Source organism: Pseudomonas sp. EA_35y_Pfl2_R111 (genome assembly GCF_963970955.1).
In the GTDB taxonomy this organism is placed as follows: domain Bacteria; phylum Pseudomonadota; class Gammaproteobacteria; order Pseudomonadales; family Pseudomonadaceae; genus Aquipseudomonas.
The window spans coordinates 86,978-100,766 of sequence record NZ_CAXAOM010000004.1 but is presented as its reverse complement, the minus strand read 5'-3'; the positions used below and the strand labels follow the sequence as shown (position 1 = coordinate 100,766).

Annotated in this window: 16 protein-coding genes; 14 read left to right on the top strand and 2 right to left on the bottom strand. The window is 62.3% G+C overall.

Translation table 11 applies throughout. The annotated features are described in order from the left end of the window. The first annotated feature begins 61 nt into the window (after positions 1-61). From AACY25_RS15955 to AACY25_RS15945, 3 genes are all read left to right on the top strand, one after another. Positions 62-901, top strand: coding sequence for a M90 family metallopeptidase (locus AACY25_RS15955; RefSeq protein ID WP_339525820.1), 840 nt, complete (start codon positions 62-64; stop codon positions 899-901). A gap of 78 nt (positions 902-979) precedes the next feature. Beyond that, positions 980-1,507, top strand: coding sequence for an inorganic diphosphatase (gene ppa, locus AACY25_RS15950; protein ID WP_305592579.1), 528 nt, complete (start codon positions 980-982; stop codon positions 1,505-1,507). Between the two features lie 216 nt (positions 1,508-1,723). Beyond that, positions 1,724-2,494, top strand: coding sequence for a sulfite exporter TauE/SafE family protein (locus AACY25_RS15945; RefSeq protein ID WP_339525819.1), 771 nt, complete (start codon positions 1,724-1,726; stop codon positions 2,492-2,494). 3 nt (positions 2,495-2,497) lie between these two features. On the opposite strand, the gene AACY25_RS15940 is transcribed toward AACY25_RS15945, so the two are convergent. Further along, the gene (locus AACY25_RS15940) at positions 2,498-3,490 is read right to left on the bottom strand and encodes an AraC family transcriptional regulator (protein ID WP_339525817.1); all 993 of its coding nucleotides are present in this window, start codon (positions 3,488-3,490) and stop codon (positions 2,498-2,500) included. 179 nt (positions 3,491-3,669) lie between these two features. On the opposite strand from AACY25_RS15940, the gene AACY25_RS15935 reads away from it, so the two are divergent. The 6 genes from AACY25_RS15935 to AACY25_RS15910 all read left to right on the top strand — a co-directional run bounded on the left by AACY25_RS15935 (position 3,670) and on the right by AACY25_RS15910 (position 7,421). Continuing rightward, a complete protein-coding gene (locus tag AACY25_RS15935; RefSeq protein WP_339525815.1) occupies positions 3,670-4,524 on the top strand; it encodes a MaoC/PaaZ C-terminal domain-containing protein in 855 nt (284 codons plus the stop codon). A 105-nt stretch (positions 4,525-4,629) separates the two neighbouring features. Beyond that, the gene (locus AACY25_RS15930) at positions 4,630-4,944 is read left to right on the top strand and encodes a nucleotide pyrophosphohydrolase (RefSeq protein WP_339525814.1); all 315 of its coding nucleotides are present in this window, start codon (positions 4,630-4,632) and stop codon (positions 4,942-4,944) included. After that, positions 4,941-5,690 carry a methyltransferase gene (locus AACY25_RS15925; RefSeq protein WP_339525813.1) on the top strand — a complete coding sequence of 250 codons (750 nt, stop codon included), beginning with the start codon at positions 4,941-4,943 and terminating at the stop codon, positions 5,688-5,690. Before AACY25_RS15930 ends, AACY25_RS15925 begins: the two co-directional genes overlap by 4 nt. 29 nt (positions 5,691-5,719) lie before the next feature. Continuing rightward, positions 5,720-6,313, top strand: coding sequence for a DUF4136 domain-containing protein (locus AACY25_RS15920; protein WP_339525812.1), 594 nt, complete (start codon positions 5,720-5,722; stop codon positions 6,311-6,313). A 24-nt stretch (positions 6,314-6,337) separates the two neighbouring features. Continuing rightward, positions 6,338-6,901, top strand: a complete 564-nt coding sequence (locus AACY25_RS15915; RefSeq protein ID WP_339525809.1) for a DUF4136 domain-containing protein — start codon at positions 6,338-6,340, stop codon at positions 6,899-6,901. A gap of 31 nt (positions 6,902-6,932) precedes the next feature. Next, the gene (locus AACY25_RS15910; protein ID WP_339525807.1) at positions 6,933-7,421 is read left to right on the top strand and encodes a GNAT family N-acetyltransferase; all 489 of its coding nucleotides are present in this window, start codon (positions 6,933-6,935) and stop codon (positions 7,419-7,421) included. 7 nt (positions 7,422-7,428) lie between these two features. Here AACY25_RS15910 and AACY25_RS15905 read toward each other — a convergent pair whose 3' ends face one another. Beyond that, positions 7,429-8,328, bottom strand: coding sequence for a LysR family transcriptional regulator (locus AACY25_RS15905; protein ID WP_339525804.1), 900 nt, complete (start codon positions 8,326-8,328; stop codon positions 7,429-7,431). A gap of 99 nt (positions 8,329-8,427) precedes the next feature. Here AACY25_RS15905 and AACY25_RS15900 point away from each other — a divergent pair, with 99 nt between their 5' ends. From AACY25_RS15900 to AACY25_RS15880, 5 genes are all read left to right on the top strand, one after another. After that, a complete protein-coding gene (locus tag AACY25_RS15900) occupies positions 8,428-9,300 on the top strand; it encodes an MBL fold metallo-hydrolase (RefSeq protein WP_339525802.1) in 873 nt (290 codons plus the stop codon). Between the two features lie 157 nt (positions 9,301-9,457). Continuing rightward, positions 9,458-9,907 carry a DMT family transporter gene (locus tag AACY25_RS15895; RefSeq protein ID WP_339525801.1) on the top strand — a complete coding sequence of 150 codons (450 nt, stop codon included), beginning with the start codon at positions 9,458-9,460 and terminating at the stop codon, positions 9,905-9,907. 173 nt (positions 9,908-10,080) lie between these two features. Next, on the top strand, positions 10,081-11,568 hold the full coding sequence (locus AACY25_RS15890) for a SulP family inorganic anion transporter (protein WP_339525800.1): 1,488 nt from the start codon (positions 10,081-10,083) through the stop codon (positions 11,566-11,568). 13 nt (positions 11,569-11,581) lie between these two features. Further along, positions 11,582-12,433 (top strand): universal stress protein, encoded by an 852-nt coding sequence (locus AACY25_RS15885; RefSeq protein ID WP_339525798.1) that lies wholly within the window; start codon positions 11,582-11,584, stop codon positions 12,431-12,433. Positions 12,434-12,642: 209 nt separating this feature from the next. Beyond that, positions 12,643-13,764, top strand: a complete 1,122-nt coding sequence (locus tag AACY25_RS15880) for a GGDEF domain-containing protein (RefSeq protein WP_339525797.1) — start codon at positions 12,643-12,645, stop codon at positions 13,762-13,764. Positions 13,765-13,789: the final 25 nt, after the last annotated feature.

The window sequence follows — 13,789 nt, the reverse complement described above, 5'->3', positions numbered from 1 at the left end:
GACTTGCCCGGCACTGACACCCGGCTTATGGTGGGCGCTTTCCACCGTCCGAGCAGAGTCCATGTGGTCGCTCCGTGCCTGGCGTCGCCAGCGCATCCTTGCCCGTCACCCCATCAGCAGCGCGCAATGGCAGGCCGTGCTGCAACAACTGCCGATCCTCGATGGCCTGGATGACGCCGAGCAGCAGCGCCTGCGCGAACGCGCCGTGCTGTTTCTGCATCACAAACACCTCAGTGCCCTGCCCGGTGTCGAACTGGACGGCCACGCACGCCTGTTGCTGGCGGTGCAGGCCGAACTGCCGCTGCTGCACCTGGCCGACCTCAACTGGTACCAGGGCTTCCATGAAATCGTCCTCTACCCGGATGATTTCGTCAGCCCGCAACGCCACCGCGATTCCAGCGGTGTGGTCCACGAATGGGACGCCGAACACAGCGGCGAAGCCTGGCAGCAAGGCCCAGTAATCCTCGCCTGGCCCGGCGTGCAGGCCAGCGGCCAATGGGACGGCTACAACCTGGTGATCCACGAACTGGCGCACAAGCTGGACATGCTTAACGGAGACGCCAACGGCCTGCCGCCGCTGCACCGCAATATGGCCGTGCAGGCGTGGGCGAAGGCCATGCAGAGCGCCTTCGATCAGCTGAACGCCAAGCTGGATGCCGACCCCGAGGCCGAAACCGCCATCGATCCCTATGCAGCGGAAAACCCGGCGGAGTTCTTCGCCGTGACCAGCGAATACTTTTTCAGCGCCCCAGACCTGCTCGCCGGCGTCTTCCCGGCGGTGTACGCGCAACTGGCACTGTTCTACCGCCAAGACCCACTGGCCCGCTTGCAACGGTTGCAGGCCAGCAACCCCGACTACCAGGTCAGAGCCGATAACTGCGGGTTCGCGACCAATGGCTAGGCATCCCGGCGTAGCAACACCAGGGGAATATGCCTATAATCGCGCCACTTTTTTGGCCCACCCCTCGGGAGTCGCCCCATGAGCTACAGCAAGATCCCAGCTGGTAAAGACCTGCCAAACGACATCTACGTCGCCATCGAGATCCCGGCCAACCACGCGCCGATCAAATACGAAATCGACCACGACACCGATTGCCTGATGGTCGACCGCTTCATGGCCACTCCGATGTTCTACCCGGCCAACTACGGTTTTATCCCGCACACCCTGGCCGACGACGGTGACCCCCTCGACGTGCTGGTCGTGACCCCGTACCCAGTGGCACCAGGCTCGGTTATCCGCGCCCGTCCAGTTGGCGTACTGCTCATGAGCGATGAAGCCGGCGGCGATGCCAAGCTGGTTGCCGTACCGCACGACAAATTGAGCGTGCTGTACAAAGACGTACAGGAATACACCGACCTGCCCCCACTGCTGATCGAGCAGATCAAGCACTTCTTCGAGAACTACAAAGATCTCGAGAAAGGCAAATGGGTCAAGGTTGAAGGTTGGGCTGGCGCCGACGAGGCCCGCAACCTGATTATCAAGGCGGTCGCTGCTTACCAAAAATAAGTAGTGCCCACCCCCTAAAAACCGGCCACAAGCCGGTTTTTTTATGCCTGCCATCCATGGCAGCCACCCCTCGGGCCGTCGCTATGCGACGTTAAAACTGCTCCAGACCGTTTTTTATGCCCGCAATTTGGCCAACCCATGCGCCAACGACCTTGGTCGACTTGGCCCAACCACGCACGCTGGTTAAGCTGCTGACCTTTTGCCTGAGCCTTTGCCATGCCTGTGTCCGAGATTCTGCTGCTGGTACTTGCCGGTTTTGCCGCTGGCGGGATGAATGCCCTGGCCGGCGGCGGCACGTTTTTCTCCTTTCCGGCGTTGCTCGCTGCGGGTCTTCCACCAGTGACAGCCAATGCCACCAATGCCGTGGCGTTGTGGCCGGCCAGCCTGGCCGGAGCCTGGGCGGCACGGGATTCGCTGCGGCCGTTGGGGCGTTATCTGCTGCCGTTACTGGCCGCCGGACTGGCCGGTGGACTGCTCGGCGGCTTGTTACTACTGGTGGGCGGCGATGCTGTATTCGCCAAGCTGATTCCCTGGCTGCTGCTAGCAGCCACCGCCTTGTTTGCAGCCAGCCCATGGCTCAGCCGCTGGCTGGCCGCGCGCCGTGCAGAAGCGGCAAAACCGCCGCATGGCCCACTGTCACTAGCAGCGCATGTCGGCGTATCGATCTATGGCGGTTACTTCGGCGCCGGCATGGGCATTCTGCAACTGGCGGCGTTTTCCATCGAAGGCCACCCGCTGGCCCGCGCCAACGCCCTGAAGAACCTGATTTCCGCAGTGATCTATAGCGTCGCCACCGCGACATTTATCATCGCAGGCCGAGTCAGTTGGTATGAGCTGGCGATTCTGCTGGTGGGTGCCACCCTGGGCGGCTATGTCGGCGGCGCACTGGGTCAGCGTTTGCCAGCCAAATTCCTGCGCATGCTGGTGATCAGCGTGGGCAGCGGGATGACGCTCTATTATTTCTGGGCGACCTATTTCGCCCAGTAGTCATCACTGTTTGCCGCGTTTGCGAAACTCAACTGGAGTTTCGCCGACCCAGCGTTTGAAGGCGCGATAGAAGGTGCTCGGCTCGGAGAAGCCGGTGCGCTCGACTATCACTTCGATACGCTCGTCGGTGTTGAGCAACAGGTCCTTGGCCAGGCGGCAGCGGTAGTCGGTGACCAGGTCGTTGAAGCGCACCCCCGCCATGGCCAGACGCTCGCGCAACCGCCGCGCCGGCATATTCAGCCTCGCAGCGACCTGCTCCAGGGTGGCGCCGCTGTCGACCAGCAACTCGCCGATCAATTCGCGCACCTTGCGCACCAGATCCAGACGTTCGACTTCAGCCAACTGGCGGCGCGCCAGCGATTCATGCATGCGCAGCAGTTCTGGCGCGGCATGCCGTGAGGTCTTGTCCAGCACCGAGGCATTGAACACCAGCGCGTAGCGCTCGCCGCCCAGTTGCGCCGGGCAGCCGTAGATCTGCTGATAGCGCTCGGCCGGCGCACCCTCGGCATGCATAAACTGCACTTCATAGGGGGTGAAATCGCCTTCGGTCAACGCATCGAACAGGCGGATCACCGCACCGGCGAGCATTTCCGGGAAGTGCCGTGGCGTACCAGGAATCAGCCCCAGCACCAGCACCGCGCGCTCGCCTTGCACTTCCAGCTTGGCATTCAGGGTATCGGACAGCAGACGCACATAGCGCAGGGCATGGCGCAGACCTTCGCCGAAGGTTTCACTGGAGAGAAACAGGTATTCCAGCAGCAGGCCGTGGAATGCCGGCAGGTGCTGAGCCAGGTAGAGGCCGACATGCTCTTCGCCGCATTCATCGATGGCGGCTTTCCAGAACAAGGCTTGGGCGGCATGGGGGAAACGTCCGGCAGGCAAACCACCCGGAGGAAGGCCAACACGAGCCAGCACGCGATCGGGGTCGGTACCGCTGGCACGCAAGGCGTCGATCACCGGGCGCATCAGCGCCACGTCGTCAGTCAGGTCACGCATATTAAAGAGTTCTTATTGTTTGCGAGGCGCGGCCATCTTAGGCAGCTTTAGGTCATGCGCTCAAGGCGTGAATTATGCTGTTAAACGATTGACTGGCCTGCCGCAGCGCCAGGCGATACGGCCAATGCACGGCGGCGCTGGCCGACTAAGCTGCTGCCACCGTTCTGAGGAGTTTGCCCATGGCCATCGACTGGCTCGAACTGCCCGCACCACCTGCCCTACCCGCCCTGTTTCTGCGCGCAGCCCTGCGCCGCCGCGTCACCGGCCGCAGCCTGCCCGAGCTGGGCGTGCGCTGTCAGGTCACGGTCGACCCCAAGCACCTGGCGCGCTATCGGCAGATCTGCGGATTTAGCGATGATCACCTGCTGCCCGCACCCTACCCGCATATCCTGGCATTTGCCCTGCAGATGCAGCTGCTCACCGACAAGCGTTTCCCCTTCCCGCTGCTCGGCCTGGTGCACCTGGAAAACCATATTCGCGTGCTGCGCCCACTCGGCGGCCTCGGGCCGTTTACCGTCAGCGTGCAGGTGCAGGACCTGCAGCCCCACGACAAGGGCGCGACCTTCAGCCTGATCACCCAGCTGCATGACCAGCTTGGCCTGCTCTGGGAAGGCGATAGCCGCATTCTCTGCCGCGCTCTGCGCCTGGACGGCAAGCCGGCCGAACGCGCAGCCGAAACCGCGTTAGAACAAACCACCCTGGCCCACTGGCGCGCGCCAGCGGATATCGGCCGGAGCTACGCGCGCATCGCTGGCGACTACAACCCGATCCATATGTTTGCCGCCACCGCCAAGCTATTCGGCTTCCCCCGCGCCATCGCCCACGGCCTGTGGAATAAGGGCCGCGCCCTGGCCGAGTTGGGCGCACGCCTGCCCGCTGCGGGTTATGAAGTAAGTGTGCGTTTTCAGAAACCCGTGCTGCTGCCGGCCGAAGTGCGCCTACTGGCCAGTGAGCCGGCCAGCAGTGGCCAGTTCAGCCTGCTCGGCCAGAATGAGCTGGTGCATATGAGCGGCAGCTGGCGGCCACTCGAGTGAAATCTCGCCTGAAATAAAGCAGACGGCTGCCGGTAACTGCCCGGCAGCCGCTTGCACAGTGCAGATGAACCCCCGAAGCTATGCTCCTCTTTGCTGGAGCGCCTGATGAACCTCGCCGAATTGACCACCCGCATGCACGCCATTCGTGATCGCAACGACTGGCGGCAATTCCACAGCCCGAAGAACCTGGCCATGGCCGCCAGCGTGGAAATGGCCGAGCTGGTGGAAATCTTCCAGTGGCTGAGCGAGGCGCAGTCACGCGAGCTATCTGCCGAACAACTCACCCATGCAGGCCAGGAAATCGGCGATATCGTCCTCTATCTGGTGCTGCTGTGTGGCGAGCTGGGCCTGGATATGGAACAGGTGGTGCGCGCCAAGCTAGCCGACAACGAACGGCGCTTTCTCGGAGAGGCGCCATGACGGATCGGCACTTCGACGAGCTGGCCACACGTTTTGCCGAGAAGATCTACGGCGGCGCCAAGGGCGCGATTCGCCTGGCCGTACTCCAGGCCGATCTGGCCGAAGCCCTGCCCGAGCGCCCACTGCGGGTGCTGGATATTGGCGCGGGGCTTGGCCATATGTCGCTGTGGCTGGCTGAACGCGGCCATCAGGTGACCCTGACCGAACCCGCTGAACCGATGCTCAATGGCGCCCGCGAGCGCTTTGCTGCCGCAGGACAGCAGGCCACCTTTATCCAGGCGCCCTGGCAGGACCTGCTCGGCCAGCTGAAGCAACCCTATGACCTGGTGATCTGCCACGCAGTGCTGGAATGGCTGGCCGAACCGCACAGCATCCTGCCGGTGCTGCACCAGCTGTGCGCGCCCGGCGGCTGGCTGTCGCTGGCGTTCTACAACAAGGACGCGCTGATCTATCGCAACCTGCTCAAGGGCCACTTCCGCAAACTGCGCAAGGCCGAGTTCGCCGGTGAGAAACAGAGCCTGACGCCGCAGATGCCGCTTGATCCGCGCGAGCTGGCGGCGCAACTTGAGGCTAATTGGCAGGTCGAAAGCCAGAGTGGCGTGCGGGTGTTTCACGACTATATGCCGCAACCCTTCCAGGCCAAGGCCGAGCTGCTCGACCTGCTGGAAATGGAGCTGGCTTACCGCCGCCATCCCAGCTTTGCCGGCCTGGGCCGTTATCTGCACTGGATCTGCCGGCCCCGCTGACAGCCATCGCACTGGAGGCATGCAACGCGATGAAACGACTTGGCGCCTTACTGCTACTGGCCACCCTCGCGGCCTGTCAGAGCCAGAACCCCTATATCGCCGACAGCAAACCGCTGCCGCCGGCCCCCGCTCACTCGCCCCAGCAACTGGATCGCAGCGCGTACCCCGCAGCACCGCGCGACTATGGCCGCTACCGCACCTGGAGCTGGCAGCAGCTACCGACCGGCACAGCCTGGGCCAGCTCCGAGCAGGTGCAGGAAGCCCTGAGCAATGCCCTCGACCAACGCGGCCTGCGCCCACATCGCGCCGGCAAAACCAGCGACCTCAAAGTCAGCGCCGAGTTGCGCCTGGAGCAACGCCTGCGCCAAGTCACCGAACGCTACGGCAGCCATTACGGTCATAGTCGTTATGGCGATAACTACGGCATGTGGGGCAGCGCGCCACTGGTACGCAGCTATACCGAAGAAGTCATGGTGGTGCGCATCGAACTGTTCGATGGCCAGGATGGTCAGCCGATCTGGAGCGCCAGCGCCGAAACCCTTAGCAGCGGCAGCCAAAGCGAACGCGCCGCCGCGCTGCGTAATGCAGTACAACAGGCCCTGGCGGAATATCCGCCAAGCTGATTGCTGAACCCGAGGAGAGCACCCATGCGTGCATCACTGCTGCTATTGCCCCTGTTACTGGTCCTCAGCGCCTGCCAAACACCGCAGCTGGAACGCGACTTCGATCCCAACCGCGATTTTGCCGCCTACCGCAGCTGGAGCTGGCAGGAACCCGCCGTGCAGTACAAACCCGATGACCCGCGCATCAACAGCGACCTCACCGGCCAGCGCATTCGCAGCGCCGTCAGCGAACAGCTCGACCAACGTGGCCTGCGCGCGGCGGCGGCAAATACACCGGGCGATCTCAAGGTGCAGGTGTGGATGATTGTCGACAACCGCCAGCAGCAGGTCAGTACGCACTTTGGCGGAGCCTGGGGCGACCCGTGGCGCGGCGGCTTCTGGGGCGGCCCGAGTTATGTGGAAACCCGCACCCTGGACTATCAGGTCGGCACTCTGCAGATCGATATGCTCGACGGCAAGGACGGCAAACTGGTCTGGCGCGGCAGTGCCGAACAGGTGCTGCGCAGCCGCCAACCCAGTCCCGCTGAGCGCGAAGCCTCGATTCGCAGTACTGTCGCCGAAGTGCTAAGCCAATACCCACCGCGCTGAGCACGCACGCCTCACTCAACAAGGATGTTGCATGACCTCAACCCCACACCTCAGTCATCGCCCCGCTGCGGCGGCTGATCTGGCCGAGATCGTCGGTTTCCCACAAAATGCCGATGAGCTGTTTTTCTGTTACCCCAAGGCTGACTGGCCGCTGAGCATCGGCCAACTGGCCGCCGCCATGGCCGAGCGCCGCGATAGCACCGTGGTGCTGCTCGATGGCCGGGTGGCCGGCTTTGCCAACTTCTACCAATGGCACTACGACGACCACTGCGCCCTCGGCAACCTGATGGTCGCCCCCTGGGCCAGGGGCCATGGCGTGGCGCACTATCTGGTGGCCGTGATGGAGCAACTGGCTCGCGAGCATTACGACGCCAAACGCATGCAGGTGTCGTGCTTTAACGCCAATAGCGCCGGCCTGCTGCTCTATCCGAAGCTCGGTTATGCCCTGAGCGATGTGGTCGAACGGCGTGATCCACAGGGCCAGCGCGTGGCATTGATCCAGTTCAGCAAAACGCTCTGAACCCCAGCTACATATCCCAATCCGGCGCATCCGCCAGCCGCTCGATCAAAAAATCCAGCAACGCCCGCAGCGCTGGCGGCATCTGCCGGCGCGTGCCGTACAGGGCATGGATGCCCAACTGCTGCGGTTCGTAGTCCGGTAACAGCTGCACCAGCGCCCCGGAGCGCAGGTGCGCGCTGACCGAATATCGCGGCTGCAGACTGATGCCGATATCGGCCAGCACAGCCTCCAGCAGCACCATCGATTCATTGGCGCTGAGGTTGCCACTGACCGCCACGGCATGTGGCTCACCGGCGCGAGTGAACTCCCAGATGCTGCGGCCAAAATAGGCGTAACTCAGGCAATTGTGCTGCGCCAGGTCCTCGGGCCGCAGTGGTGTGCCGTGCTTGGCCAGATACGCCGGAGTGGCGCACACCACCGAACGGCACACCGCCAATTGGCGTGCGATCAGGTTGGGGTCGAGCTGATTGGTGATGCGCAGGGCCAGGTCAATACGCGCTTCCACCAGATTGACCGCCTGGCTGCCCACCAGCAGATCGACGCTGACCTGCGGATACAGGCGAATAAAGTCATCCAGCGCATGCACCAGCCAGGCCTGGGCCAGCGACTGGCTGCAAGCGATGCGCAGGGTGCCGCGCGGCGCGGCCTCATCGGTGCGGCTGACGCTCTGCATGGCCTCGGCCATGGCCAGCATTTCGCGGCACTGCCCCAAAAGCTGCTCACCTGCTCCGGTCAGGCTGAGCTTGCGCGTGGTGCGGTGCAGCAGGCGCGCACCCACCCAGGCCTCCAGCTCGCCGAGGTAGCGCGAGACCATCGCCCGCGACATGGCCAGCGAATCGGCCGCAGCGGTCTGGCTGCCCCGCTCCACCACTTCGACAAATACCCGGGTTGCCGTTAGCCGATCCATGATTAGCCCATTTAGCGCAACAAAGATGCGCAGATTAAGGGGCTTTTTGATCTATTTAAAGCAACTAAGATCGCCTCACTTACTCAACAGGAGATCAGCATGTCGATCCTCAACCACTTACGCGGCCTGCTCACCAGCGCCAGCCTGCTCACCCTTGCCACTACAGCGATTGCCCAGCCGCTAACCCTGGATGTCTACAACCCAGGCGATAAGGCGATTTTCCCGGTGACCTCGACGCTGATCAGCGGCGAGCGCGATGCCATTCTGGTCGATGCGCAGTTCTCCACTCGCGAAGCCCAGGAGCTGGTCGAGCGTATCCAGGCCAGCGGCAAGAACCTCACCACCATCTTTATCAGCCACGGCGACCCGGATTTCTACTTCGGCCTGGACACCCTGACTCGCGCCTACCCCAAGGCCAAGATCCTGGCCACACCACAGACCATCGCCTATATCGAGAAAAGCCGCGAACCGAAGCTGGCCTACTGGGGCCCGATCCTCAAAAACACTGCGCCGGCCCGTACCCTGGTGCCGCAAGCCTTGCAAGGCGACCATCTGAGCCTGGAAGGCCAACGCATCGAGTTGATAGGCCATGACCCCAAGCACACCAGTCTGTGGATTCCGAGCATTAAAGCCGTGGTCGGCGGCGTACTAACCTACGCCAACATCCACCCTTGGATTGCCGACGCACAAACGCCGCAAGCGCGTCAGACCTGGCTGAAGTCGCTGTCTGAGCTGGAAGCGCTGCAGCCGAAAACCCTAGTGCCGGGTCACTTTATGGGCCAGCCCAAGCTGAACCTGGATGACCTACGCTTTACCCGCAACTACCTCAATGACCTGGAAGCCGCACTGCCCAAAGCCAAGAACAGCCAGGCGCTGATCGAAGCGATGATGGCCAAGTACCCGGACCTGCTCGATGCCAGCAGCCTGGAACTGAGCGCCAAGGTGCTCAAGGGTGAAATGCAGTGGCCGTAAGCCGTAGCGCCTGACTCACCGCACTGCAGCCGCAAAAGGCCTGGCTCAACGCCAGGCCTTTTTGCATGCGCTCATCGGCAATCTGACCTCGCCAAGGCTGACGAGGCGGACAGCTTTTACGGCATACTTCTGCGCCCTGCCCGCTGTGGAGATGCCCATGCCTGCCCCGATCTGGTGGTTACTCGCCCTGCCCTTTGTCGCGGGCGCCTGCCTACCGCTGCAGGCGGGAATCAACGGTCAATTGGCCAAACAGGTTTCCAGCGTGATGGCCGCCGCTCTGGTGTCCTTCGCTGTCGGCACCCTGGCGCTGCTGATTCTGGTCCTGGCCCAGCGCGAGTTCCCTAGCCTCGGCGCGTTAAAAGGCCTGACCTGGTGGCACTGGAGCGGCGGCCTGCTCGGGGTGATGTTTATCGCCACCGCCGCTTTTACCGGCCCCAAGGTCGGCGCCGTGCTGTTTATGGCCCTGGTGATCGCCGGACAGTTAAGCATGGCCCTGACCCTCGACCACTTCGGCTGGGCCGGCTTTCGTGAAGCGCCGATCACGGCGGGCAAAGTCGGCGGGCTGCTGCTGATCGTCGCCGGCATTTGGCTGATCCGGCGCGGCTAGCCTCCTGGCGCCCCGCGTCGTCGGCTCTGGCCTGCCGTGCTAAAGTGCACGTCGTTTTTACACCCCGCACCTTGTCCGCCCTGCTTATAGCCAACCAGCCTTGTGCCTGACTAACCGTCCGGCGCTGCTAAGCCTATTGGCCTGCCGCTGCGCCCCAGATTTTGGAATTGACCATGCTGCAAAGCCTGAAAAACACCTGGTTCTTTAACATCCGTGGCGATGTGCTCGCCGGCCTGGTGGTAGCACTAGCGCTGATCCCGGAAGCCATTGCCTTCTCGATCATCGCCGGGGTGGATCCCAAAGTCGGCCTGTATGCCTCCTTCTGTATCGCCGTGGTGATCGCCTTTGTCGGCGGCAGGCCGGGCATGATCAGCGCGGCCACCGGCGCCATGGCTCTGGTCATGGTGACTTTGGTGAAAAACCACGGCCTGGAATACCTGCTGGCAGCGACGCTGTTGACCGGTGTGCTGCAGATCGGCGCGGGCTACCTCAAGCTCGGCTCGCTGATGCGCTTTGTTTCACGCTCGGTGGTTACCGGCTTCGTCAACGCCCTGGCGATCCTGATCTTTATGGCGCAACTGCCAGAGCTGACCAACGTCACCTGGCACGTCTACGCCATGTGCGCGGCGGGCCTGGGTATCATCTACCTGTTCCCCTATGTGCCGAAGCTGGGCAAGGTGATCCCCTCGCCGCTGGTGTGCATCCTGTCGATGACCGCTGTGGCCATGTATTTCGGCCTGGATATCCGCACCGTCGGTGATATGGGCGAGCTGCCGGACACCCTGCCGATCTTCCTCTGGCCGGATGTGCCGCTGAACCTGGAAACCCTGGGCATCATCTTCCCCTACGCCGCCGCGCTGGCCGTGGTTGGCCTGCTGGAATCGATGATGACCGCGACCATCATCGATGATCTGACCGATACCAACAGCGACAAAAACCGCGAATGCAAAGGACAGGGCGTGGCCAATATCGCTTCCGGCCTGCTTGGCGGCATGGCCGGCTGCGCGATGATCGGCCAGTCGGTGATCAACGTGAAATCCGGCGGTCGTGGTCGCCTGTCGTGCCTGGTGGCCGGCGTGGTGTTGCTGCTGATGGTGGTGTTCCTCAGCGACTGGGTCAGTCAGATTCCCATGGCCGCGCTGGTGGCGGTGATGATCATGGTGTCGATCGGCACCTTCAGCTGGGATTCGCTGCGCAATCTGAAGAAATACCCGCTCTCCACCAATATCGTCATGCTCTCCACCGTGGCGGTCACCGTCTATACCCATAACCTGGCGTACGGCGTGTTTGTCGGCGTGCTGCTGGCGGCGATGTTTTTTGCCAACAAGATCGGCCACTTCCTCTATATCAACTCCGAAGCGGACAGCGAGGGCAAGCAGCGCACCTATACGGTGATTGGCCAGGTGTTCTTCAGCTCCGCCGATAAGTTCATCGCCGCCTTCGATTTCAAGGAAGCCGTGAGCAAGGTCACCATCGACCTGTCGCGCGCGCACTTCTGGGATATCACCGCCGTCGCCGCGCTGGACAAGGTGGTGATCAAACTGCGCCGCGAGGGCACTGAAGTCGAAGTGCTGGGCCTGAACCAGGCCAGCGCCACCATCGTCGACCGCTTCGGTGTGCATGACAAAGAGAACGCCACCGACCTGCTGTCCGGCCACTAATAAGGAAAGCGCCATGACCCAAGTAATGGCATGTATCGACGGTTCGCAATCCACCCGCGCCGTGTGCGATTACGCGGCATGGGCCAGCCAGCGCTTGAGTGCGCAACTGACCCTGCTGCACGTACTGGATGAGGTTCAGTACCCTGTCCAGGCCAACCTGTCCGGCGCTATCGGTCTGGGCAGTCGCGAACATCTGCTCGAAGAGCTGGCCAACCTGGATCAGCAGCGCCACACGCTGGCCATGGAGCAAGGCCGCCTGATGCTTGAAGCCGCGCGCGAGCGGGTAAAGGCCGATGGCGTCGAGCCGGCGCAGCTGCGCCAGCGCCATGGTGATCTGGTCGATTGCCTACATGAGTTGGAGACCGATATCCGCCTGCTGGTGATCGGCCGCCAGGGCAAGACCAGCGACAGCCTTAGCCAACTGGTGGGCAGCCATCTGGAAAATGTCATCCGTACTCTGCACCGGCCGATTCTGGTCAGCTGCGGCGAGTTCAAGGCCCCGCAAAGCTACATGCTGGCCTATGACGGCAGCGCCACGGCGCGCAAGAGCCTGCAAATGATCGCCGCCAGCCCACTGCTCACCGGCCTGCCGTGCCACCTGGTGATGATCGGCGCGGAAAGCAGTGATGCCTGGGAACAGCTCAAGAGCGCTGAACGCCTGATACAGGACTCGGCCAGCGAAGTTCACCTGGCAATCCGCGCCGGTGAAGTGGAGCCGACCCTTCACGCCTACCAGCTCGAACAGGGCATCGACCTACTGGCCATGGGCGCCTACGGCCATTCGCGGATTCGTCAGTTCCTGGTCGGCAGCACCACCAGCACCCTGCTGCGCACCAGCAACAGCGCATTGCTGATTCTGCGCTAAGGGCTAACCATCATCACCTAACTTGCTTTAGCCGGCTGCGCCGCAAACAACTGTTTCAGCGGCACCGGCTGGCCAACGTACTGAAAGCTGCCCAGGCTTTCCATGCCTCGGCAGTACAACGCCTGGGCCAGCACGCGATAGCAATCTGACAGCTTTTTCAAAAGCAAAGGGTTATGCTGCAAAAAAGTCATTATTTGTGATCACAGGCTATGACTGAAGCCCACGTACCCCGCCAGCCACACGCCTTCGCCCTCTGGCGCGAAGCGCAGGACACTCGAATCCGCTCCCCGCTGGGTGGTATTTATTACCTGCTGGCTTGGCTACTCACCTGGATATTCAGCAATGCCCCCGGCGCACTGGTGCTGCCGGGTGTGCTCGGTATTGGCATATTTACCCTGCTGCTGGCCTTGCGCGTGCTGCACCATCTGCCGCAAGAGCAGACCAGTGCATCGCTGAACCGCTGGTTAAACCTGCACTGGGGCCTGATTCTGCTGACTGCGCTGAGCTGGGGTTTGGCCCATGCTCTGGCACAAAAGAGTCCGCTGTTCAGCAGTTCGGCGATTATTGCCACACTCAGTACCATTGCCTTCAGCACCGCCCTGGCCTTCAATTTCGCCATGCGCAAGAAGCGGGCAATCCTCGCCCTGTTGCTGATTTACCTGCCAGGATTGATCAGCCTCGCCATGGACTGGCGCGAGCAGTACGCCATCCTGATCACCTTGAGCTTCTACCTGAGCTACCTCCTGCTGGCGCTCAATCGCAGCCACCGCGAGTACCACAACACCCTGACACTCGAGCTGCAATTGCTCGATCAGCAGGAGCGCCTCGAACACCTCAGCCGCACCGATAGCCTGACCCAACTGGGCAACCGCTATCAGTTCAACAGCCTGTTCCCGGTGATGGTGGCCAACGCCCAGCGACAGAGCCAACCCCTATCTCTGGTGCTGCTGGACATCGATTTTTTCAAGCGGATCAATGACCAATATGGGCATAGCTGCGGAGATCATTGCCTGAGCGATTTTGCTGAACGCATGCGGCAGAACTTCCGCCGCGACAGCGACGCGCTACTGCGCCTGGGTGGCGAGGAGTTTGGCGTTCTAATGCCCAATACCCCGCTGGATCAGGCGCGCCTGCTAGCCGAGCAGTTTCGCCTGGAGTTGGAGCGTGAGGGTTTCCAAGTGCCTGGGGCTACCTTGCCACTGACCGCAAGCCTGGGCGTAGGCTGTTACGACATGCTACGCGACGGTAGCGCCGAAGCGTTTTTCAAGCGGGTTGACAATGCCCTCTACCAGGCCAAAAGCGCCGGGCGTAATCGCATCGAACTGGCCTGACGCAGGCGACAGCAGGAGCTGCCGC